Here is a 20,157-nt window from a genome sequence, read left to right on the forward strand (position 1 = left end):
GCGGCTGATTATTTTTCGGTGATCAGGGCCTTGGCGGCCATCACCATGGCGGTGCCGTGCTTGCCGGCGGCGGCGGTCACTTGCGGCACGCCATCTTCGTCGGTGTCACCACCGGCGCCGTCGATGATGTTCTCGCCGGAGTCGCCTACCCACTCTGCCATCTGCATGCCGCCGTTGACGGTGCCGCGGAACCAGCTCACGTACTGGCCGGTCAGCTTGGCCAGCTCCAGCTCGGGCGCCTTCTCGGCCCCTTCGTTGCGCAGGTTCAGCATGGCCGAACGCAGGGCGCCGGAGATGGCGGCCTGGGTCCAGGGGGTGTATTCACCCTGCTTGCTTGCCAGCCAGGTACCCGCCTTGGTATTGAAGTAAGCCTTGTCGGTGGCGATGAAGAGCTCGCGCGCCGCGGTGCGGTACTTGGCATCCGAGGTGGCCAGGAAGGCGGCGGTCAGGCCGCGGATGGCGGCAAACTGCGCGTCGATGGACTGGCCGGCGTCAAGCTTGCCACCCAGGGTCAGACCGTCATGGACCAGGCCGTTCGTGCCCACCAGCTTGCCGAGGATGAAGTCAGCCTGCTTGCGCACCAGCTCCAGCGCCTGTTGACCTTGCTGAGTCTTGAGGTTCAGCTCGCCATTGTCACCGGCGGCGTAGCCGACCGGCAGGGCATCCTGGGCGCGCTGGAAGATCTGCAGGGCGACCAGGCTGTAGGCGGCGTCGAAGGTGGTGACGTGCTTGTCCTGCTTGCCTGCTTGCCAGCTGTCGACCAGGGTGCCGGCCTTGGGCTCGAAGTGCAGGGCAGCCAGGTTCTTGAAGGTCAAGTTGGAGAGATTCAGCGCCAGGGAGAAGGCATCGCTGCCCGCCACCGCCTTGCCTAGATCGTTGGTCTGGTTGGCGGCCGGGGCGGCGGCGAACGGGGCGCCGTCAAACACGGCGTGGAAGGCCGGGTTCTGGTTGGTGTTGGCGCCGCGCTGATCGGTGAAGGCGTAGAACTCGGAGAGCGGCCACAGCAGCATCCAGGCGTCACGCAACTGGGCGGAGCCGTCTACCACCTCCAGCTTGCCGATGGCACCGACGTCATTCTTGCTGGCCTCGGTCACCTTCACCTGATGGGGGAAATAGACCACACCCTTGGCCGGATCGTACTGGGGGGTGATCTTGGCGCCCAGCTGCTTGCCATCGAAGCCGATCTGGCCCTGCAGGATGGCCAGCTTGTCGATGGACTGCTCGGTCAGCATCATGCCGTTGAAGCCGTCGGCGGCAGAGACGCCCAGCTTGTGCTTGCCGTCCTGATCCATGGTGGCGGACGCGGCTTCCACCTCTTCATCGCTCTCGGCCACGTGCATGCCGCCGAGGAAGTCCTGGGACCACATCACCTCCTTGAGCAGGATGCCGCCCACGGCTGCGGGGACCAGCAGGTTGTCACTGCCGCTCCAGCGCAGGGTGGCGTAGTCGCGGAAGTAGGCGGGGACCTGGGTCTTGACGCTCTTCTCGTTGCCCTTGGCTGTCTTGATGGTGATCTGGTCGCCATTGACCGGGGTGGCGTTCACGGCCTGCGCGAACTCCGGGTTGGCGGAGGCGTAGGGCAGGGAGAGGGGATACATGCCCTGTGGAATTTCATCGGCCGGGAAGCCGACGGCCTCGGCCATGGCCAGCACCCGCTTGCCCAAGTCGGCCAGGGTGCCACCGCGCGCCTGGTTTTGCGGTCCGTTCGCCAGATGGGGGCCCATGCCGGACTGGTAGTTCAGCGCGTACATGGCCTCTTCGGAGTATTCATAGGATTCGATGCCGGCGGCGAAGTCGAACGGGGTGGGCTCGTCGGCGCGGTTGGCGTCCAGCACGTCCAGATCCAGCCCCAGCGCCTCGGCCAGCGGCTCACCGGAGAGTTCGAATTCGGTGTAGGCCAGCATGTTGGCGGCGGTGTTGAAGGTCTTGTCTTCCACCTTGACGGCAGCGTGCGCGGCGCTGCTGAGCAATGCACAGGCGATCGCCTGCACCAGTACGGTTTTTCTCATGTCCTTTTTACCCATATGTTTGATTTTATTATGACGCTTCTCATGAATCTAAATGAGAATGGTGTGCATTATGGGGCAAAGGGGATGTCTTGAGAAGAAAAAACCGCGCCCTTAAGGAGGGCGCGGCGGCAGGCGTTACATCAGCTTGAAGGGGATCACCAGGCGACCCGGCTCTACCTTGAGGGCCTCGACCTTCTCCTTGATCCTGGCCTCGTTCTTGCGACTGCCGTCGAGCCGATAGACGGGGGTCTGGGAGAGGAAGAGGGAGAGCGACTGGTTGAAGGTGGGCAGCAGCGGCGTGAGGGCGGCGCCCACGTCGGCTGGCTCGGTCTTGACCGAGATGAGCTCGAGGTCTCGCAGGTAGATGGCGCCCTGCTCGGCCACGTAGTCGGGGCGGGCACTGAGGGAGAGGCGCACCTTCATCTGCTGGCTGCCAAGGGGGCTGGCCACTTCCAGATCGCCGGCGGCATCCAGCTCGACCCTGTCGGTCTGGCGGCGGCCGATGCGGCTTTGCATGTCATCGAGGCGGATCTTGCTCGACATGATGCCGGGGATCCCCAGCTGTTTCTCGAAGGCGACTCGCTCCTTGAGGTACTGGTTTATCTCCCCCTCGCTGACGCTGTACTGGGTGAGAGAGCAGGCCGCCAGCAGCAGGGCGAAGGGGAGCAGAAGCAGGTGCTTTAACATGGGAAGGTTCCATCAAATGGGTGGCAACAACGGATGGCGCCATCTTAGGGGCAAAGCGGGTCGGCCGCCAGTGGGGGCGGGCTGACCCCGTTTCTGTCGCATCCCCCATATGGGGATGGCAATCCGTGTTCATTCGAGTAGCGTTGTCATCCCCTGCGCCAACAGGCCCGCCGTGGCGCTGTCCCCGCAATACCCACAGACAAGCTCCTGTTTTATCGACCCAAAATCCCATTGACCCCGTGATTTCAAAGCGAGTATTTTACCGCCGCACAAAGTCTAATTGATAATCATTATCATTTTGAATCTTCTTTGAGGGTGTAACGTGAATACTCGAGTAATGGAAAATGGCGCACCTGCCGAGGCGAAGATGTCGCCTGATTTCTTGTTTACCTCGGGTCAGGGCACGATCAATGCCACTGACCTGGGGCAACCCATCACCACCCCCGCCTGTGAATGGCCTTTGCTAGAACAACAGATTGCTGACGCGCTGGCCGCTGCCAGGGCCGCCGGCCAGGCCAACCCCTTGCTCATCGGTGCCTTCGCCTTCGATCCGGCTGAAGCCTCCTGTCTCTATGTCCCCGGCCGCTATAAGCGGGGCGATCGCATCGCACCAGAAGAGCAAACCACCGAAACCAACAGTGTCATCGCGGTGCAGAGCACCCCGGCTGCGGGTGAATTCAAGGCCTCGGTCAGTGCGGCGCTGGATGCGTTCGCCCAAGGCAAGCTCGCCAAGGTGGTGCTGTCGCGCAAGCTGATCCTCACCCTGCACAAGCCCGCCGACCCTAAGCGGGTACTGGTCCGTCTGATGGCTCAGAATCCCAACGCCTTCCACTTCTCCCTGCCACTCGGCCAGGGCCGCCGACTGCTTGGCGCCAGCCCCGAGCTGCTGCTGCGGGTCAGCGGGGGAGAGGTCTTCACCCACCCGCTGGCGGGTTCCGCCAGACGGGCGAGCGAGCCGGTGCAGGACGAGGCGGTGGCCCGGGATCTGCTGGCCTCTCGCAAGGATCAGCATGAACACAAGTTGGTGATCGACGAGATCCGCCGGGTGCTGACTCCCCACTGCCGCGAGCTGGCGATCCCCCAAAAACCCACCCTGATGAGCACCGACACCCTCTGGCATCTGGGCACCCCCATAGCGGGCCAGCTGTACGGCAGCGACGCCTCCGTGCTCTCCCTTGCCTGCCAGCTCCATCCCACCCCGGCCCTGTGCGGTTACCCCACGGATCTGGCGCGCCAGTTCATCCGCGAGCAGGAGCCCTTCAGGCGCGCCCTGTTCAGCGGCATCGTCGGCTGGTGCGACAGCCAGGGCAACGGCGAGTGGGCCGTGGTGATCCGCTGCGGCGTGCTTGATGGCCATCAGGTGGAGCTGTTTGCCGGCGCCGGTATAGTCGCGGGTTCGGATCCCGCCATGGAGTGGGCCGAGACCGGCACCAAGCTGGGGACCATGCTAAAAGCCCTGGGCCTGGATTTGGAGGTAGCGCAATGAGCGAGACCCGACGTTTCCTGCCCTATACCCGCTGGCCCGAAGCCTTGGCCAAGCAGTACCGTGCCAAGGGCTATTGGCGCGGCGAGCCCCTGACCGCCATGCTGGCGCGTCAATGTGAGCTGGCCCCGGATGCCACCGCCATCCTCTGCGGCGAACGCAGTTTCAGTTATCGCGAGCTGGACGCTGCCTCGAGCCGATTGGCCGGGCGATTGGCCCGCCATGGCCTGGGTGTGGGGGATACCGCTCTGGTGCAGCTGCCCAATGTGGCCGAATTCTATCTGGTCTTCTTCGCCCTGCTCAAGGCCGGCATAGCGCCGGTCAACGCGCTCTTTAGCCACAACCGGCTGGAGCTGGCCTCTTACGCCGAGCAGATCCGGCCCCGCCTCTTTATCGGCTCGCTCGCCCATCCGCTGTTTGCCAGCGGGGATCGCCACAGTGATCTGCTGCTAGGTATAGGCGCCGAGCTGGTGTTGCTCGATGGCGAGAGCGGGGAGCTGGGGCTGAGCCATTGGCTGAGTGATCTGGCCAGGAGCGAAGAGCTGCCCATCCCCGCCTATGGCCCGACTCCGGCGGACGAAGTAGCCTTCTTCCAGCTCTCCGGTGGCAGCACCGGCACCCCCAAGCTCATTCCCCGCACCCACGATGACTACCTCTACAGCGTGCGCCGCAGCGTTGATCTCTGTGGCCTCGGCCCCCATACCCGCTATCTGTGCGCCCTGCCGGCGCCTCACAACTTCCCCTTGAGCTCCCCTGGCGCCTTGGGGGTGTTCGAGGCGGGCGGCGCCGTGGTGCTCGCACCCGATCCTAGCCCCATCAGCTGTTTCCCGCTGATCGCCCGCCACAAGATCAACCTCTGCTCCCTGGTGCCGCCGGCGGTCTCCCTCTGGTTGCAGGCAGCGGAAGCTGACCCCACTGCGCGCACTCAGCTCGCCAGCTTCGACCTGCTACAGGTGGGCGGCGCCAAGCTCGCCGAAGCGGTGGCGCGCAAGATCACCCCGCTGCTCGGCTGCCGGCTGCAGCAGGTGTTCGGCATGGCGGAGGGGCTGGTCAACTACACCCGGCTCGATGATCCCGAGGAGAAGGTGATCCACACCCAGGGCCGCCCCATGAGCCCGGACGATGAGGTGCGCGTGCTGGACGAGGAGGGCAATCCGGTCGCTCCCGGCGAGCCTGGCGCCCTGCACACCCGCGGTCCCTATACCTTCCGCGGTTACTACCAGAGCCCGGCCCACAACGCCCGGGTGTTCGATGCCGAGGGCTTCTACTGCTCCGGCGACCTGGTGGTACAAGATGCCGATGGCTACCTCACCGTGGTAGGACGGCAGAAGGATCAGATCAACCGGGGCGGCGAGAAGATCGCGGCGGAAGAGGTGGAAAACCAGCTGCTGCATCACCCGGCCATCACCCATGCGGCCCTGGTCTCCATGCCCGACAGCGCCATGGGGGAGAAGAGCTGCGCCTTTATCGTCACCACAGAGCCGGGTCTCAAGCCGCTGGCCTTGCGCAAGTTTCTGCGCGAGCGCGGGGTGGCGGACTTCAAGCTGCCCGACCGCTTCGAAACCCTGGATGCCCTGCCCATGACGGCGGTGGGCAAGATTGACAAGCAGGGGCTGCGGGCGCGTATCGCCGAGATCATCGCCGCCGGCCAGCCCCTGACAACTGCATAAAACGAATAAGGAATCATGACGTTATGGCTATCCCAACCCTGAACAACTACGCCATGCCCAGCCAGTGGAAGGCCAACAAGGTCGACTGGACCCTGGATCCCAAGCGTGCCGCCCTGCTGATCCACGACATGCAGGAGTATTTCACCGCCTTCTATGGTGAAAACAGCCCGTTGATCGCGGAACTCACCGAGCGCCTGGCCGCCGTGCGCAAGCAGTGCAAGGCCCTCGGCATCCCGGTCTTCTACACCGCCCAGCCCAAGGATCAATCCCCTGAAGATCGCGCCCTGCTCAACGACATGTGGGGCCCGGGTCTCAACAAGCGGCCCGAGCAGCAGCAGGTGGTGGCGGCGCTGCGCCCGGAGCGGGACGACACCGTGCTAGTCAAGTGGCGCTACAGCGCCTTCCAGCGCTCCGAGCTGGAGCAGATGCTCAAAGCGCTGGGGCGGGATCAGCTGATCATCGGCGGCATCTACGGCCATATCGGCTGCATGATGACCGCCTGCGACGCCTTCATGCGCGACATCCAGCCCTTCTTCCTGGCGGACGGGGTGGCGGACTTCTCCCTGGCCGACCACCAGATGGCGCTGGACTACGTGGCGACCCGCTGCGGCAAGGTGATCCGCTGCGAGGAGGTGCTGGCCCTCGCCCCGGTCTCCGCTTCTGCCGCCCAGACCAGTCCGCTCCTGACCAATCCGTTGCTGACGTATGAGGGGCTCAAGGCACGGCTGCTGAGCCATATCGACGAGGACGAAGGGGAGTTTGATCCCGACGAGAACCTGATCGACTACGGTCTGGATTCGGTGCGGATCATGGCCCTGCTCACCGAGTGGCGCGCCGCCGGGGTGGAGCTGGGCTTCGTGGATCTCGCCAAGCTGCCGACCCTCAACGGCTGGTGGCGCCTCATCGAGGCCAAGCTGGCAGCCCAGGCGCTGGAGGTGACCCCATGAACCGCTTCCCCTTGACCATCCCCCAGCAGGGGCTCTGGTCCGGACATCTGCTCAACGACGACAAGGCGATGTTCAACACCGCCGAGTGCATCGCCTTCGACGGCAAGGTCGAGGCGGCCGTGCTGGCCGCGGCCCTTGCCAAGGCGGTGGGGGAGTGCGAGGCGCTCAAGGGCCACTTCGAAGACGATAAGGAGGCGGTCTGCTTCGTCTCGGCCGAGCAGCCCCTGGCCTATGCAGAGGTCTCCCTCGAGCGCGATGACGAGGCGCTGGCCCGCGCCTGGGCCTGGGCCGATCTGCGCCGCCCGTTCGAGCTGACCCAAGAGGCGCCCTGCCGCTTCGCCCTGCTGCGCGGCCCTGGCCGCGATTATCTCTACAGCTGCGTGCACCATATCGCGCTGGATGGCTTTGGTACCACCTTGCTGTTCCAGCGCATCGCCGAGCTGTACGCAGAGGGGTTGGCCGGTGAGATGAACTCCCCATCCCCCTTCGGCTCGTTGGCTGAAGTGCTGGCCGAAGAGGCGAGCCGCGAGCAGAGCGGCAAGAACGCCGCCGCTCGCACCTTCTGGCAGGAGCAACTGCAAGCCTGGCCCGAGGTGACATCCTTTGGCTCGTTACGGGCGCCGATTGCCGCCGACTTTATCCGCGAGAGCCGTCCGCTGCCGGCGGCGCTGTGGCAATCTCTGACCGGCTTTGCCGACGAGCACAAGCTGGGCTGGCCCGATCTGCTGCTGGCCGGCCTCTCTGCCCAGCTGTCGCTGTCGAGCGGCCAGGATAAGACCCTGCTCGGCTTGATGATGATGAACCGCATCGGCTCGGCGTCCCTGACCGTGCCCTGCATGCAGATGAACATCACCCCCCTTGCTCTGGAGCTCGAGGAGGGGCTGAGTCTGGCGGGGGCCGCCGGCGCCGTGGCCAAGGCCAAGCGCGGGGTGCGCAAACACCAGCACTACCGCTACGAGCTGCTGCGCCGCGACCTTGGCCTGGTGGGGGGCGACAAGCGGCTGTTCGGCCCGCTGGTCAACATCATGCCGTTTGATCACGCTCGCCGCTTTGGGCCGCTATCTGCCCATATTCTCAACATCAGCGCCGGCCCGGTGGAGGATCTCACCATCGAGGTACAGGTCGGCGTCGATGGCCAGCCCAGACTGGATCTGGACGCCAACCCCGGCTGCTACCAGCAGGCGGATTTGGCAGCCATTGCCGATACCCTGTTTGCCCTGCTGGGCCGCTGGCTGGCCGAGCCCGCCCAGACGCTGGGGGCGATCAAGGCCGACTGGCTGGCCGAGCAGCGGGCCAGGGCCCTGATCGCCGGCCCCGCCCATGAAGTGATCAAGGCGCGGCCGGTGCTGGAGGCGCTCTGCCACTTCGCCGCCCAGACCCCGAACAAGATTGCCTTGATTCAGAGCACGGAGCAGGGAGAGACCCGCTTCAGCTATGAGGCGCTGCTGGCCAGATCTGAACAGATGGCAGTTGCCCTGCAGGCCGCAGGCGTCGCCCCCGGCGACAAGGTGGGGGTCATGCTGGCCCGCACCCCCCAGGCCATCTTCGCCCAGTTGGCGGTGCTGCTGGCCGGCGCCGTCTACGTGCCGCTCGATCCAGAGCAGCCGCTGGAGCGCCAGGGCCATATTCTGCGGCTGGGGGAGGTCAAGACCCTGATCACCCAGGCCGAGTACCGTCACAAGCTGGCCAGCCTGTTTGAGGGGCACACGCTCTTGGCGGGGGATCTGGTGAGCGATGATCGGCTCAACCAGCCGGCCGCCGGCCGCGCCGTCGCCTACCTGATGTTCACCTCGGGCTCGACCGGTTTGCCCAAGGGGGTGGCGGTGAGCCACGGCGCGCTGGATCACTTCGCCGCCGCCGCCCGCTGCCGCTACCACTTGGGCGAGGGCGCGCGGATGCTGCAATTCGCCCCCTTCAACTTCGACGCCAGCATCGAGGAGGTGTTCGCCACCCTGAGCGCCGGTGCCACCCTGGTGCTGCGCACCGACGCCCTGCTCGAATCCATGCCCGCCTTTGCGGCCGGGGTGGAGCAGATGGGGATCACCCACCTCGATCTGCCCACCGCGTTCTGGAACGAGTGGGTGGTGGCGCTGACGGCGGGCCAGGCTCACATTCCTGCCAATCTGGCCACCGTCATCATCGGCGGCGAGGCAGTCTACCCCGAGCAGCTGGCCCAGTGGCAGCACCAGGGCCGCTCCGATGTGCGCCTGTTCAACACCTACGGCCCCACCGAAACGACCGTGGTGGTGACCACCCAGGAGCTGCAACAGGAAGACCCGAGCCAGGCCCAGTTGCCCATCGGCCTGCCGCTGCCCGGCATGCAGGCGCTCATTCTGGGGGCGGGGGAGCAACCCGCCAGCGAGGGTGAGCTGGTGCTGCTCGGCCCGCAGCTGGCCAATGGCTATGTGGGGGGCGTGCAAGGCAGCTTCGATACCTTGCGGGTTGGCGTGGAGCAGATGCCTGTCTATCGCACCGGCGATCGGGTGCGCTTGGTGGCTGGCCGGCTGGTCTACCTCGGCCGGCGCGACAACGAATTCAAGATAAGCGGCTATCGCATCCAGCCCGGCGAGGTGGAGGCCCAGCTGCTGGCCCTGCCCGGGGTGGACGAGGCGTGCGTGCAGGGGGTGAGCATCGGCAGCGTGCGCCGGCTGGTGGCCTTCGTGGCGGGGCCGGAGCGCGACAGCCGGGTCATCAAGGCGCAGCTGGCCAAGGTGCTGCCTGCTGCCATGATCCCCACCGATTATCGCCACTATGACCAGCTGCCCCGCACCGGCTCCAACAAGCTGGATCGCAAGGCCTTGCTGGCCGCCTACCAGGCGGGCGGCGAAGCCCTGACCCTGGGCAGCGAAACCGAGAACCGGGTCGGCACCATCTGGCAGCAGATCCTGGGGCTCGCCACCATGGCGCCCGCCGACAACTTCTTCGAACTGGGGGGCCAGTCCCTGCAAACCATCCAGATCGTCAACCGGCTCGGCGCCGAGTTCGGGGTGCAGGTCAAGGTTTCCGACGTGTTCGATCACCCTCGGCTGGATGACTTCTGCCGTTTCCTCGACGGCCTGCTTTCCGAGGACGAAGAGAGCGTGGAGATGGTGTGGTGATGAGCAAGATGACGAAGGATCAGCGAAAAATGGCCTTTGATTTCACTGGCAAGCGGGTCTGGGTGACCGGGGCCGGGCGCGGCATCGGCCGCGAGGTGGCCACTCAGTTCGTGGCGGCCGGCGCCTGTGTGGTGGGGCTGGATCTGGCGTTTCCCGAAGCCGACTACCCCTATGCCACCCGGCTGCTCGATATTGGCGACTCGAAGGCGGTCAACGCCTGCTGCGCAGCGCTGCTGGCGGACGGCGGGCTCGATGTGCTGGTCAACGGGGCCGGGGTGCTGCGCCTCGGCTCCACCGACGCCCTGAGCGATGATGACTGGCACGACTGCATGACGGTCAACGCCAGCGGCGTCTTCTATCTGCTGCGGGCCCTGGTGCCCCACTTCAAGGGGCAGCAGCGCGGCGCCATCGTCACCATCGGCTCCAACGCCGCCCATGTGCCGCGCATGCAGATGGCGGCCTATTGCGCCTCCAAGGCGGCGGTCACCAGCCTGACCCAGACGGTGGGGCTGGAGCTGGCCCCCTTCGGCGTACGCGCCAATCTGGTGTCGCCGGGCTCGACGGATACCCCCATGCTGCGCGGCATGCTGCCAAGCGAGGAGGCCATGGCCCGCACCATTGCCGGGTTGCCGGAGCAGTTCAAGCTCGGCATTCCCCTGCGCAAGGTAGCCACCCCGGCGGAGATCGCCCATACCGTCCTCTTCCTGGCCTCGGATCTGGCCAGCCACATCACGCTGCAGGATCTGGTCGTCGACGGCGGCGCCACCCTGAGTGCCTGAGGCTTGAGAAACAGATGAACAATATGATTTTGCTGTTGAAACAGCTGGAACGGCAGGGGGTCAAGCTGGCGCTGAACGACAAGGGCCAGCTTATCTCCCAGTCGAGCAAGGAGGCGGTGACGCCGGCCATCGGCGCCACCATCAAGGCCCACAAGGATGAGCTGGTGCGCTGCCTGGCGGCCCGTGTCGCCTTCGAGGCGCCCATCGCCTCCGAGGGTGCCCGGCAGGGGCCGCTCTCCTCGTCCCAGAGCGGGCTCTGGTTTATCGAGCAGTACGAGGAGGCCTCCCACCTCTACAACATGCCGGTCTATTTTCGCGTCAAGGGAGAGCTGGACACGGCGGCGCTGGAGTTTGCCTTCGACCACCTGTTTGCCCGCCACCCCAGCATGCGCACTCGCTTCATCAAGGACGAGGCGGGCAGGGGGGCGCAGGAGATCCTGCCCCACACCCCCTTCAAGTTGCAGATTGAGGACGTGAGCGCAGAGCCCATTGCCGAGCGCGAAGCCTATGTGGCCCGCCGGGTGCGCGAGGAAATAGGCCGCCCCTTCTTCCTGACCCAGGGGGATCTGAGCCGGGTGCATCTTATTCGGCTGGGCAGCCGCGAGCACGTGCTGCTGATCACCCAGCACCACATCATCTCCGACGGCTGGTCGGTCAAGAACATGTTCGCGGATCTCAAGTGCGCCTTTCTTGCCCACCAGAATCGCGAATCCCTGCAGGTGAGCGAGCTGCCGCTCACCTGCATCGACTATGCCCGCTGGTTCAACTCGGACCGTTTCCTCGATTATCACGCCGAGTTCAAGCCGTTCTGGGTCGACCGGCTCGGTGGCAGCCCCGAGGTGCACGGCCTGCCGCTCGACAAGCCGCGCCCGGCCCATCAGGACAGTGGCGGCGAGCTGGTCTTCTCCACCATCGAGAGCGACCTGTGGGAGAGCTTCAAGCGCCTGTGCCAACGGCACAGCACCTCCAACTTCATCGGTCTGCACGCCCTGTTTGCCCTGCTGATGGTGCGTCAGAGCGGCGAGAAGGAGGTGGTGATCGGCACCCCGCTCGCCTATCGCGAGCGCCACGAGATCGAGTCGCTGGTGGGCTTTTTCGTCAATACCCTGGTACTGCGCACCCAGCTGGAAGGCCGGCCCAGCTTTGTCGACTATCTGCAGCAGTGCCGGGAGGAGGATCTGGCGGCCTTTGATCACCAGCTCTACCGCTTCGAGGCGCTGGCCGAGGCCATCGGCGCCGATCGCACTACCGCCATCAACCCCATCTTCCAGATCATGCTGGTCTATCAGGCCAAGGTGGACTTCAACGATCTCATCCCCGGCTGCCAGCTGGTGGAGGAGACCTCGCCTGTGCTGCCGGCCAAGACCGACATCTCGGTGAAGGTGACCGAGCTGATGGACTCCGTCAGGGTGGACTGGCTGTTTGCCACCGCCCTGTTCGAGCGAGAGACCATCCAGGCTCTTGCCGATCGCCTGCTGCACCTGATGTGCGCCGTGGTGGCGGCTCCCGAGACCGACATCTGGCAGTTGCCGCTGGAGGCGGGCACCGACCAGGCAGCGCTCGCCGCCGAGCTTGCAGACCTGCCGCCGGATTACCCGAGCCGCGACACCCTGCTCTGCCATATCGAGCGGCGCGCTATTCAGTTGCCGGACGCGTTGGCGGTCAGCGACGGTGCGCAATCGTTGACCTATGGCGAGCTGGAGGAGCGTGCCAACCGGTTGGCGCACTGGCTGCAGGCTCAGGGCGTCACCCCGGGCGCCGCCATCGGCATCCAAGCCAGACGCGATGTCGCTTTCGTGATTGCCCTGCTCGCCTGCTGGAAGGTGGGGGCGGCCTATGTACCCCTCGACCCTGCCTATCCCGTCGAGCGGCTGGCCCATATCCTGAGCGACGCCAGTATTGCGCTGGTGCTCGGGGGAGAGCCGGATGCCCGGCTTGCCGAGGCCATCAAGGGCACAGATGCCGGTTACCACAACCTGCACCAGCTGGCGCTGGACAAGATGCCAACCAGCGCGCCGGCACTGCCTCGGGACGCCGCCATGCTGGCCCAGATCATCTACACCTCCGGCAGCACCGGCCTGCCAAAGGGGGTCATGGTGGAGCAGGGCAGCCTGGTCAACCTGATGGCAGATCACGGTGAACGCATCGCCCTTGATCAGAATGGGGCCATGTTCAACTGCATGTCCCTCTCGTTTGATGCGGGCAACATGACTAGCTTGCTGCCCCTGTACTGCGGCGCGGCCCTGCACTTCGGCGAACCGGGCGAAGGGGTGATCAGTGCCGCGATCGCTTGTGGTGCCAGCCATATGATTTTGCCGACCGCCCTGCTCGCGAACCTGCTGCCAGCGGCGGATCTCGGTTCCCTCAAGGCCATCGGCTTTGGTGGCGAGGCGTGCCCGAGCAGCCTGGTGGAGCGTTGGGGAGAGCGGGTGGCCCTGTTCAACATGTACGGCCCGACCGAATGCACCGTCACCGCACTCTGCGCGCGGCTCACCCCGGGGGCGCCCATCACCATAGGTCGACCCGTCAACAACCTGAAGGCGCTGATCCTGGACGAGGCGGGCAACCCCTGCCCGGTGGGAGTGCCGGGCGAGCTCTGCCTGGCTGGCCTCGGCCTGGCCCGCGGCTACCTCAATCTGCCTGAGCGTACTCAAGAGGCCTTTATCGAGCTCGCCTTGGCGGGTCGTACTTGTCGCCTCTACCGTACCGGCGATCGGGCCCTGCTGCGCCGCGATGGCAACATCCAGTATCTGGGCCGGATAGACGAGCAGATCAAGCTGCGCGGCTATCGCATCGAGCCGGGGGAGATAGAGACCCGGCTTGCCGAATTGTGCCCGGCCATCCGTCAGATCAAGATGGTTGTGCAGGAGGGGCGTCTGCTCGCTTACGCCTGTCTGCAGGCCGGAGCAAGGAAGCCCGACGGCGATGCCCTGCTGCAGCGGGCCGGCGAGTGTCTGCCCGAATACATGGTGCCGGCGCGCCTCTGCTGGCTGCCCGAGATGCCGCTCACCCCCAACGGCAAGCTGGACTTGCGCCGCCTGCCCGCCATCGTCTGGCAGCAGAGCAAGGGCGAGCCGCAAAACGTACTGGAGCAGACCGTGCTCGCCATCTGGCAAGGGGTGCTCAAGCAACCGCTCGGGGTGGAGGATGACTTCTTCCGCTTAGGCGGTGACTCCATCCTCAGCATCCAGCTCACCACCCGGCTGCGGGATGCAGGGCTGCACTGCAGCGTGAAGGACGTGTTCGAAGCCAAGACGGTACGCCGCCTCTGCCGCCAGCTCGGCCAGCAGCAGGCTGTCAGCCACAGGAGCGAGCAGGGCAGCCTGACCGGCGAGTTCCCGCTCCATCCCATTCAGCACTGGTTCTTCGAGCAGGGCTTTGCCAAGTCCGGTCACTGGAACCAGGGGGTGATCCTGCGCCTGCCGGCCGGGGTGGACGATGAGGCCCTGCGCGGCTGGCTGGATGCGTTGCGCCAGCACCACGATGCCCTGCGTCTGGCGGTGACCCCGACCGGCCAGCGCTACCTGGCCGAACTGCCATTGCCGCCGCTGCCGACCCTGGATGCCGGCAGCCTCGATGAGGCCGAGCTGCAGGCCCGCCTGACCGAGCTGCAGGGGGATCTCGACCCCGCCAGCGGCCACACCCTGGCCTGGGCCCGCCTGCGCAATCTCTCCCTCGAGGGGGATCGCGAGGGCGAGACGGTGGAGGGGCTCTTCCTCGCCTTCCATCACCTGGTCATCGATGCCGTCTCCTGGCGCATCCTGGCCGAAGATCTGGCACGGGTGAGCAGGGGCGAGCCGCTGCCCGCCAAGGGCAGCAGCTATCGCCAGTGGGGCGAAGGGCTCGCGGCCTACGCCAAACGGGAAGAGGATCAGCTTGGCTTCTGGCTGGCTCAGGGGGAGGCCAGCAAGCCAGGCTTGCTGGAGGAGCGACGCGCCGCCGGTGGCCGCGCCGCTGCCAGTTTGCTGCAACTGAGTCAGGAGACCACGTCTCGTCTCATCGACACCGCCAACCAGGCCTACTTCACCCGGGTGCCCGACCTGCTGCTGGCGGCACTGACCCGTACCCTGAGCGAGCAGGGTTACGGCAACCGTCACTGCGTGATGCTGGAAGGACACGGCCGCGAGGCCATCGATGCGGAACTGGACGTGAGCCGTACCCTCGGCTGGTTCACCAGCACCTACCCGTTGGCGTTGGCGGATGCCAAGGAGTGGGACGCGCTGGTGTGCGCCACCAAGGAGCAGTTGCGCGCCGTGCCGGACAAGGGGGTAGGCTTCAACGCCTTGCGGCTGCACCACCCACGTGGCTGGGCACTGCCCGAAGCCCTGGTGGTCTTCAACTATCTGGGGGTCAGCCATCAGGGCGAGGCTGCTCAGCCCTGGCAGCCTCTGCCCTTGGCGCCGGGGGCACCCAGTTCCCCTGACAACCTGCCGCGCGAGCTGGTCAGCCTGCACGGGGGCGTGTTTGATGGCCGCCTCACCCTGCGTCAGGTGGGCGCCCTCAACCAGCAGGCGAGCGACGCCCTGATGGCGCGGCTGGCGGACAACCTGACGGCGCTGGTGGAGCACTGCTGCGCGGTGAATGCTCCGCGCCATACCCCGAGTGACTTCCCTGGGCTTGGACTCTCGCAAGCTGCGCTCGATGGGGTGCTGAGCGGACGCGAGGTGGAGACCCTGCTGCCCATGACCTCGCTTCAGCAGAGCATGTTCCATCACAGGGCGCTGGTGCCCGGTGACACGGCCTATCATCTGCAGACCGAGATCGACTATCAGCAGCCGCTGGACGTGGCGGTCTACCGTCAGGCCTGGCAGGGGCAGATCGCCCGCTGGCCGGCCCTTCGCAGCGAACTGGTGCTGGCGGACGGGGTCGCACTGCAGCGCATCATGAAGCGCGCCGAGTTGCCATTCCACTATGAGGACTTGTCTGAAGTGGGAAATGAGGTGGGAGAGGCAGAGGCTCGGGTCCAAGCCTACCGCGAGCAGGATCTGGCCCGCCCGATCCCGCTCGAGCAGGCGCCCCTGCTGCGCCTTGCCTGCTTCAAATTGGCCCCCGATCACCACAAGGTGATCTTCAGCGCCCATCACGGCGTGCTGGATGGCTGGAGCGGCCCCGTGTTGCTGGGGGCGCTGCATCGCGGCTATCAGGCGTTGATGAACGGCCTGTTGCCCCAGCGCGATCCGGATACCGCCTGGCTCGAATTTGGCCGCCATATCGCGAGCCAAACCCGCAGCGCCGACGCCTATTGGCAGGGGCGGGGCGAACTACTGGCAACGCCTAACGATCTCGCCTGCCTGTTCGGGGTGACGCTGGACGCAGGCTCAAGCGGGCGCCATACCCAGCAGCGACCGGCGGTGTGCGCCACAGCGTTGCCGGCCGAGGTGGCGACCTTGCTGGCGCGCCGTGCCCGCGAGCTTGGCGTGACCGCGGGCCTGTTGGCCCAATATGCCTGGCACCGTCTGCTGGCACGCCGCTCTGGCGATGCCGTCACCCTGGTGGGCAACGTGACCCCGGGCCGGGATTACCCCATCGAGGGGATCACCGCGAGCGTCGGGCTCTACATCAACAGCCTGCCGCTGGCGCTGGCGTGGCGCACCGAGTTGAGCCTGGCCGAGCATATCGCCCAGTTGCAGACCGACCTGATGGCGCTCAACGAGCACGGCACCCAGTCGCTGGCGGCACTGACGAAAGGGCGGGCGCGTCTGTTCCAGAGCTTGTTCGTGTTCGAGAACTACCCCATGCCGGCGGCCCCTGCCGCCCCCGAACCCCACCAGCTGGTGCCGCGCTTTGGCGCCGTGGTGGAGAAGGTGGAGCTTCCTCTCTCCTTGGTGGTCAGCAGCCGGGGCGAGACGCTCCAGCTGCGCCTCGAGTTCGACGGCGAGCAGATCCCCGAGGCCCGGGCCGAGGCGGTGCTGGCTGCCTGGCTAGCCGAGCTCGACTGGCTGGCGCAGGCGGATCTGGGCCAGCCGGCCAGAGTGGCGGCGGCCGCGCCGTTCCCAGCGCAAGGTGCAGCTACACAAGCGACAGCCACACCATCGACTGTCACACAAGTGGCCGCAACCAAGGCTGAGTCCGGTCTGGCTCAGCCGCCGGCCGAGGCCCGCAGGCTGGTGGCCCTGTGGGAGCGCCTGTGCGGCGTGCCCGGCATCTGGCAGCAGACCCTGTGTGAACTCGGGGTGGATTCGGTGCAGCAGCTCGCCCTGCTGGCGGCCCTCAACGAGGCGTTTGGCCAGGATCGGGCGTCGCTCACCCTGCAGACGCTCAAGGCCCACCCATCACCCAGCCGGCTCTATCGGCATTGGCTGGTGCGCCAAACGGAGGCCGCACTATGACGGTGACCATCAAGCATGAGGCTTCGCTCGTGCAAACCCGGCTTGCCCCCCGTGAGGGGGCGGCCAACCTGGGCGCGCGGCTGGCGGCATGTCTGGCCGCCACCCCGCTGGCCCCCGCCATCCGTATGGGCGTGGGCATGAGTGTGGAAATGGCAGAGATCCGTGACGGTGCAACCGCAGGGCAGTGGCTCAGCTACGGCGCCCTCAATGCAAGGGTCGGCCAGATTGCCGCCCGCCTGCAGGGGCTGGCGGTGGGAGAGCGGGTCGGCCTCTATCTCTCCCGCAGCCCGGATCTGGTGGCCAGCCTGCTGGCCTGCCTGCGGCTCGGCCTCTGCTTCGTGCCGCTGGAGCCGGACTTTCCCCTGGAGCGGCTGCAGGGGATAGCCCGCCAGGCCAGGCTCTCGGCGGTGATCTGCGATGAGGAGGCGGGGACCCCGGACTTCGGTTGCCCCCTGCGTCCCCTCAAGGGGCCGGCCCCCGGCGGGGCTCTCTCCTGGCCCAGGGTGGACGACGCCCTGGCTGCCTACATGATGTTCACCTCGGGCTCCACCGGCGAGCCCAAGGGGGTGGTCATCAGCCGGCGGGCCCTGCTCTGCTTCCTCGACGGGATCCGCGATCGGCTCGGGCTTTCACCTGGCTGCCACTGGCTCTTCATCACCACCCCGGCCTTCGACATCTCCCTGCTGGAGATGCTGGGGCCGCTCTGGGGCGGGGGCCGGTTGACGGTGGCCGGCGGCGAGCACAACAAGGATCCGCTGGGGATGCTGGCGCTGCTCGAGGGCGACCCCTCCATCAACTGGCTGCAGGCCACCCCGGCCTGCTGGCGCATGCTGCTCAAGGCCGGCTGGCAGGGACGCAATACCCTCACCGCCCTGTGCGGCGGCGAGGCGCTGGACCCAGGTCTGGCCGAGCAGCTCTGTGCCCGCACCCGGCGGCTGTGGAACTGCTACGGGCCCACCGAGGCCACCGTCTGGTCCCTGGTGAGCGAGGTGCGCTGGCCACCGGCTGGTGGCCAGATCACCATCAGCCACAGCCTGCCCGGCTATCGGCACTGGGTGCTGGACGAGGCGGGGCTGCCGGTGGCGGAGGGGGAGTGCGGCGAGCTCTGCATCGAGAGCCCGGCCCTGTGCGAGGGGTACTGGCGCAAGCCGGCCTTGACCAGCGCCGCCTTCCTGCGCCTTGCCACCCATCGCCTCTATCGCACCGGCGATCGGGTGCGCCGGCTGGGGGCGGACCGCTTCCTCTATCTGGGGCGGCGCGATGATCAGGTCAAGCTGCGGGGCTTTCGCATCGAGCTCGGCGAGGTGGAGGCGGGACTGCGCCGCCAGGCAGGGGTGCAGGAGGCAGCGGTGCGTCTGGTGGGTGAGGGGGACGAGGCCATGCTGGTGGGCTACGTGGAGGTGAAAAGCGGGGTGACCCTCAATCGCCTCGCCCTGCGCAAGGGGCTGCAGGCGACGCTGCCGCACTACATGGTGCCGGCGCGGCTCATCCTGCTGGATGCCCTGCCCAAGACCGGCAGCGGCAAACTGGACAGAAAGGCGCTGCCCCTGCCGGAGTAGCATTGCCCGTTGCTCGCAAGCGTTGATAAACAAAGAAGCCCGCATGATGCGGGCTTCTTGTTGGCAGTCAACCGAGATGGGGATCAGTGCGCGATGGGGGCCGCGTCCGGCTTGGTGAGCAGATGCTCGACGTCGTCGATCACCTTGAGGGCCGCCTGGGGGCCGCCGGTGGAGGTCCACAGCGATCCGTCCACGGCGCCGAAGCGCTTGCCCTTGATGGCGCCAAGCTGCTGGAAGGCCGGGGTCTGCTCGGCCTGCTTCATGGCATCCACCGCATCGCCGCTGGTGCTGAGGGTGCCGACCACCAGCCAGTCACCGTCCAGCAGGTTGAGGGATTCGAGACTCAGGGCCGGGGAGTGGGGGCTCTTGTCGCCGATCTGGTGGGCCGGGCGAGCCAGCCCCATCTCGGTGACCACGCTGCTGGCGAAGGTGCCGCCATGCATGTAGCTAGGCCCCTTGGGGTTCCAGCGCACTATGCTCACCTGCTCCCCCTGGTGCTTGGCGAGCTTGCTGCGGGCCTCTGCCAGGCGGGCGTCATACCGGGCGAGGAAGGCCTTGGCCTCGGCCTCCTTGTTCATCACATTGGCGCTGCGGTTGAACACGGTTTTCCAGGGCTCGCCCCAGTTGCCGGTGACGACGGTGGGGGCTATCTCCTTGAGCAGGGCCAGGAGTTCGGGCTTGGTCTGGCCGGTGAGAATGAGATCCGGTTCGAGGTCTATCAGCTTCTCCAGATTGGGGTTGTCCAGATCCCCGACCACCTGGATCTCCTTGCCCGCCTTGTCCAGCAAATAGCGGGGCAGGGTGGACTGGCCGCGACCGTTGACTGTGCCGACCGGTTGCACCCCCAGGGTCAGGGCGCTGTCGAGATCGAGCTCGCTCAACACAACGACCCGCTGGGGCGCCTCGGGGACAGTGTGGGTCTGGCCGTTGGCATCGAGCACCTGGCGGGTGCCTGCCTGGGCCTGAAAGCCGACCAGACTGGCCAGCATGAGCGCGGCGGCCAGGGGGGAGGAGATCTTCATGGTTACATCCTTAATGGGTGAAATCGGCGGCACTCTTGGCCCATGCAGGGCGGCCCCTGTTGGTTGTGCCTGCCAGTCAGCCTGAAACCGGGGTCCAAATGGGCGGGACATGCTATCACAGATAGCGCAAGTGAGAAACATTGTCATTTGTATTTGTGGTATCTGCCCTTGGGGTTTTGTTACCATGAGGCGCCATTGCGAGGAGCCCAGATGCCCCCCTTATCCCCTCTCACCGCCTTCCTTTTGCAACGGGATCACCTGCTGCTGCCGGGAACGCCCCCCTTGCCCCTGCATCGCATCTGCTTCGATGCCGCCGCCTTTACCCCCGCCTGCTTCGCGGTCCACGACATGGCGTTGCCCGCCAGCCTGCAGCGTGCGGCCCCCAAGCGGCTGGGGGAGTTTCTGGCGGGGCGCCTCGCGGCCCGCGAGGCCCTGCGCCCCTTTGGCCTTGCGGGGAAGGGAGTTGCCATCGGGAGCGCCCGCGAGCCCCTGTGGCCTGCGGGAATGGAGGGGAGCATCAGCCACAGCCAGCTGGCGGGGCTGGGGGTGGCGCTCTGTGGGGTGCGCCGCGCAC

11 protein-coding genes are annotated in these 20,157 nt (G+C 66.4%); 8 read left to right on the plus strand and 3 right to left on the minus strand.

All coding sequences use genetic code 11. The annotated features are described in order from the left end of the window. Positions 1-8 precede the first annotated feature (8 nt). Both BN1127_RS03445 and BN1127_RS03450 read right to left on the minus strand, forming a co-directional pair. On the minus strand, positions 9-2,009 hold the full coding sequence (locus tag BN1127_RS03445) for a hypothetical protein (RefSeq protein ID WP_042648510.1): 2,001 nt from the start codon (positions 2,007-2,009) through the stop codon (positions 9-11). Positions 2,010-2,144: 135 nt separating this feature from the next. Continuing rightward, positions 2,145-2,696 carry a lipoprotein gene (locus BN1127_RS03450; RefSeq protein WP_042648500.1) on the minus strand — a complete coding sequence of 184 codons (552 nt, stop codon included), beginning with the start codon at positions 2,694-2,696 and terminating at the stop codon, positions 2,145-2,147. 322 nt (positions 2,697-3,018) lie between these two features. Here BN1127_RS03450 and BN1127_RS03455 point away from each other — a divergent pair, with 322 nt between their 5' ends. Genes BN1127_RS03455 through amoH form a run of 7 tightly spaced genes read left to right on the plus strand, consistent with a single transcriptional unit; the run spans position 3,019 to position 18,561 of the window. Beyond that, positions 3,019-4,182: an isochorismate synthase gene (locus BN1127_RS03455; RefSeq protein WP_042648501.1), complete on the plus strand. Its 1,164-nt coding sequence runs from the start codon at positions 3,019-3,021 to the stop codon at positions 4,180-4,182. Beyond that, positions 4,179-5,849, plus strand: a complete 1,671-nt coding sequence (locus tag BN1127_RS03460) for a (2,3-dihydroxybenzoyl)adenylate synthase (protein ID WP_042648502.1) — start codon at positions 4,179-4,181, stop codon at positions 5,847-5,849. Before BN1127_RS03455 ends, BN1127_RS03460 begins: the two co-directional genes overlap by 4 nt. A gap of 23 nt (positions 5,850-5,872) precedes the next feature. Then, positions 5,873-6,796 carry an amonabactin biosynthesis bifunctional protein AmoB gene (gene amoB / locus BN1127_RS03465; protein ID WP_042648503.1) on the plus strand — a complete coding sequence of 308 codons (924 nt, stop codon included), beginning with the start codon at positions 5,873-5,875 and terminating at the stop codon, positions 6,794-6,796. Next, complete coding sequence (amoF, locus tag BN1127_RS03470) at positions 6,793-9,894, plus strand: amonabactin biosynthesis non-ribosomal peptide synthetase AmoF (RefSeq protein WP_042648504.1); 3,102 nt, start codon at positions 6,793-6,795, stop codon at positions 9,892-9,894. The genes amoB and amoF overlap by 4 nt, the downstream gene beginning before the upstream one ends. A gap of 29 nt (positions 9,895-9,923) precedes the next feature. Beyond that, positions 9,924-10,673, plus strand: a complete 750-nt coding sequence (amoA, locus tag BN1127_RS03475) for an amonabactin biosynthesis protein AmoA (RefSeq protein WP_042648505.1) — start codon at positions 9,924-9,926, stop codon at positions 10,671-10,673. A 14-nt stretch (positions 10,674-10,687) separates the two neighbouring features. Next, positions 10,688-17,002: an amonabactin biosynthesis non-ribosomal peptide synthetase AmoG gene (gene amoG / locus BN1127_RS03480; protein ID WP_042648506.1), complete on the plus strand. Its 6,315-nt coding sequence runs from the start codon at positions 10,688-10,690 to the stop codon at positions 17,000-17,002. Beyond that, positions 16,999-18,561, plus strand: a complete 1,563-nt coding sequence (gene amoH, locus BN1127_RS03485) for an amonabactin biosynthesis glycine adenylation protein AmoH (protein ID WP_042648507.1) — start codon at positions 16,999-17,001, stop codon at positions 18,559-18,561. Before amoG ends, amoH begins: the two co-directional genes overlap by 4 nt. 83 nt (positions 18,562-18,644) lie before the next feature. On the opposite strand, the gene BN1127_RS03490 is transcribed toward amoH, so the two are convergent. Continuing rightward, entirely contained in the window at positions 18,645-19,583 is a 939-nt protein-coding gene (locus tag BN1127_RS03490; RefSeq protein WP_042648508.1) for an ABC transporter substrate-binding protein, read from the minus strand. 210 nt (positions 19,584-19,793) lie between these two features. On the opposite strand from BN1127_RS03490, the gene BN1127_RS03495 reads away from it, so the two are divergent. After that, positions 19,794-20,157 (plus strand): hypothetical protein (locus tag BN1127_RS03495; RefSeq protein WP_042648509.1); only part of this gene is annotated, 364 nt, incomplete at its 3' end.

Source organism: Aeromonas media (genome assembly GCF_000819985.1).
In the GTDB taxonomy this organism is placed as follows: Bacteria; Pseudomonadota; Gammaproteobacteria; order Enterobacterales; family Aeromonadaceae; genus Aeromonas; species Aeromonas media.

Coding starts and splice junctions, on each gene's coding strand:
- amoF (WP_042648504.1), top strand. CDS start 6,793: ATGAACCGCTTCCCCTTGACCATCCCCCAGCAGGGGCTCTGGTCCGGA.
- amoA (WP_042648505.1), top strand. CDS start 9,924: ATGGCCTTTGATTTCACTGGCAAGCGGGTCTGGGTGACCGGGGCCGGG.
- BN1127_RS03445 (WP_042648510.1), bottom strand. CDS start 2,009: ATGAGAAAAACCGTACTGGTGCAGGCGATCGCCTGTGCATTGCTCAGC.
- BN1127_RS03460 (WP_042648502.1), top strand. CDS start 4,179: ATGAGCGAGACCCGACGTTTCCTGCCCTATACCCGCTGGCCCGAAGCC.
- BN1127_RS03490 (WP_042648508.1), bottom strand. CDS start 19,583: ATGAAGATCTCCTCCCCCCTGGCCGCCGCGCTCATGCTGGCCAGTCTG.
- BN1127_RS03450 (WP_042648500.1), bottom strand. CDS start 2,696: ATGTTAAAGCACCTGCTTCTGCTCCCCTTCGCCCTGCTGCTGGCGGCC.
- amoH (WP_042648507.1), top strand. CDS start 16,999: ATGACGGTGACCATCAAGCATGAGGCTTCGCTCGTGCAAACCCGGCTT.
- amoG (WP_042648506.1), top strand. CDS start 10,688: ATGAACAATATGATTTTGCTGTTGAAACAGCTGGAACGGCAGGGGGTC.
- amoB (WP_042648503.1), top strand. CDS start 5,873: ATGGCTATCCCAACCCTGAACAACTACGCCATGCCCAGCCAGTGGAAG.